This is a genomic window from Streptomyces radicis (assembly GCF_003626575.1).
GTDB lineage: Bacteria > Actinomycetota > Actinomycetes > Streptomycetales > Streptomycetaceae > Streptomyces > Streptomyces radicis.
In genome coordinates this window covers 1-1,978 of the sequence record NZ_RBDY01000071.1, presented here as the reverse complement: position 1 = coordinate 1,978, position 1,978 = coordinate 1, and the positions used below count along the sequence as shown (strand labels likewise).

Sequence of the window (1,978 nt, the reverse complement as noted above, 5' to 3'; positions counted from 1 at the left end):
TCCCTGGGCCACACGGCGATCCCTCTGCTGGCCCCGCCGTCGCCCGGGGCCAGCTGGACGGCGATGTGCTGGCCGGCGCCGGTGCTCGTGTCGAGGACGACCGGCGGTCGGTCTGGCACCGTGATCAGGTGCCTGTCACCCCCCAGGGGGGTCACACGCGAGTTGAGGACCCGGTCTCCCTCCGGGCCCCTGACCCAGGAAGTCTCCTGGCGCCCGGTAAGGAACACCTCGTGGTCGAGCAGGGGGCCATCGACCAGCCGGTGGAAGTGTCCGCTGTACCTACCCACCGCGTCGAAGATGATCTGGGTGTTGGGCTGCTCTGTTCGCATCACAGGGAGAAGCTGCGGGTGCGGTTCCAGGCGAAGGCCGGTCGCCGGGGAGCGATCGGGCGTGAAGATCCGGGGCGTGCCGCCGTCCAGCGGGGCCACCGCGAAGTGGTCGGGGGGGAGATCCGGCGCGCCGCGCAGCATGACGGTGTCGTGGGTGTGCCGGCCCTGGGCGTCCACCACGCCGGGGCGGTGCCCTGGGGTGACGATCAGGTACATGTCCTCGCCGAGGCGGGCCGCGGCGGCGCCGGGCACCGGGGCGCCGTCGGGCCCCGCGACGAACGGGTATCCGTCGGGCCCGGCGGTGACCAGGTGATGGCCCTCGCCGAGCGGGTTCCCGACCCGGACCCGGGCCCCCCTGAGTGACGTCCCCACGTTGTTGTAGACGACGGAGATCGGGCCCTGGTACTCGACGATGGTGCGCCGACCGTCGAAGCTGGTCAGCGTCCGGTCGCTGAGCAGCACCCCGGTTTCCCGGTGGTGAACGGACGTCGCGCCGTTGCCGTCCACCGGGCGCACCAGGACCGCGTCCACCCGTTCCTGGTTCGCGGCGTAACCCGGGATCGCGCTGGGCAGGTGGGTGCGGGTGCCGTCCCGGCCGAGAACGGCCTGCTCCGTCGGCGTGCGGACAAGGTAGCTGTCCAGGCCCTCCAGCGGGACGACGTGGGTGTCCGCCAGCCGCGTCCCGTTTCCGTCCGTCAAGTACGGCAGGCTGCCGTCGCGTGGCACGTTCCAGTATCTGGGGGCGGCGGCCCCTGGCGCGGTGACCAGGTAGATGTCGGCCCTGGCGAGCCGGGTCCTGGTGAAGAGGACCGAGTGTCCCTCGAGGTCACCGACGCGGATGAGTCCGTTCCCATCAAGGCTGTTGGGGGAAAGCGCCGGCCCTGGGCCTTGGGCGGTGACGAAGGTGGACGGGTAGCCGGGCACCTGGACGAGGTGGGCCTCGGCGCCGAGGGGGGTGGTGCCGAAGGGGGTGGTGGTGTGGGGGACGGGGCGTCCGGTCATGTCGAGGACGTCGGGGGAGCCCTGGCCGTTGACGCGGATCATCAGTGAGTCGGCCGTGACGTGGCCTTCGGGGGAGAAGACGTGGTGCTCGGTGAGTCGGACGCCGTTCATGTCGTGGACGCGGTGGCCATCGTCGAGTTGGACGGTGATCCATCCGGCTTCGGGGTGGACGGTGACGCGGTCGGGCAGGGTGGTGCCGTCGATCGCGGAGATGAGGCGGGGTTGGCCGTGCGTGGGGAGGACGATGAGCCTGTGGGGCGGGACGTATGTCCCGTCGGTGAGCAAGACCGTGGGGTGAATGCCGGTGCGGTCGGCGATGAGGGGGGTGTGGTCGGGGCGGTGGATGACCCATCCGGTGTCGTCGGGGAGGGGGGTGACGTGGGAGTGGGGGACGGTCTGGCCGTCGAGGCCGATGACGCGGGGTGGGGTGTTGCCGGTGAGGGCGAGTGCGTGGTGTTCGTCGCCGGGGAGGCGGTGGAGGGTGGCGTGGTGGGTGCCGGGGGCGTCGTGGAGCGTGGGAACGGTGGTGCCGGTGGTGGTGTCGGTGCGGTGGATGGCGAGGAGTCCGTCGTCGAGGGCCTCGATCCGGTGGGGGAGTTGGGTGCCGTCGCCTTGGTGGAGGGTGGGGGTGCGGTCGCCGGTGAGGG

Annotated in this window: 1 protein-coding gene; it reads right to left on the bottom strand. The window is 71.8% G+C overall.

The genetic code is table 11. The annotated features are described in order from the left end of the window. A partial coding sequence (locus D7318_RS33280) for a hypothetical protein (RefSeq protein WP_183091721.1) occupies nucleotides 1-1,978 on the bottom strand: 1,978 nt, incomplete at both ends.